Source organism: Alcanivorax sp. HI0083 (genome assembly GCF_001635175.1).
Genome location: NZ_LWFX01001607.1, coordinates 1 through 810 on the forward strand (window position 1 = coordinate 1; position 810 = coordinate 810).

Below are 810 nucleotides of genomic sequence, written 5' to 3' on the forward strand. Positions count from 1 at the left end.
ATAGCGGGAAAACAGCAGGGAAAACACCGTGTCCAGCAACACACCCGACAATCAGGTCCATTGGTTCCGTCACTCCTCGCCGTACATCAACGCGCACCGGGGCCGAACCTTTGTGGTGATGCTGGCCGGGGAACTGCTGGACGGGCCACGGCTGGCTCCCCTGATCCACGACCTGGCCCTGCTCAACAGCCTGGGCATAAAGCTGGTATTGGTCCATGGCGCCCGGCCGCAAATCAGTGCGCACCTGGCCAGGGCGGGCATCGAATCCACCTTCGAACAGCACATGCGCATCACCGATAGCGCCGCGCTGGACAGCGTCATGGCCGCCGTGGGTGGGCTGCGCCTGAAACTGGAAGGGCTGTTCTCCATGGGCCTGGCCAACTCGCCCATGCACAACGCGGGCATCCGGCTGGTCAGCGGCAATTTCGTGGTGGCCAAACCGGTGGGTGTACGTAACGGCTTCGACTACCAGCACACCGGCGAAGTGCGGCGCATCGACGTGGACGCCATCCGCCAGCAACACCAGAGCGGCAACGTGGTGCTGCTCTCCCCGGTCGGCTGCTCGCCCACCGGCGAGCTGTTCAATGTGAACGCCGAAGAAGTGGCCTCCACCGCCGCCATCGCCCTGGGCGCAGACAAACTGATCCTGCTCGGTGATGACCTGCGTCTGGCTGACACCCAGGGCGACCTCATCCGCGAACTGTCGCCCCAGGAGGCCGGCNAGTTGCTGGCGGAAGACAAACGGGCAGACAACGGCATCGACCGGCAACTCACCGCGGCCTGCCACGCCGCCAGCAATGGCGTGGCACG

At 65.0% G+C, this 810-nt stretch carries 1 protein-coding gene; it reads left to right on the plus strand.

The window, feature by feature from the left end; all coding sequences use genetic code 11:
• Positions 1 to 28 precede the first annotated feature (28 nt).
• Positions 29 to 810: amino-acid N-acetyltransferase (argA, locus tag A3754_RS23845; protein ID WP_063521528.1), on the plus strand; the 782-nt coding region annotated here is incomplete at its 3' end.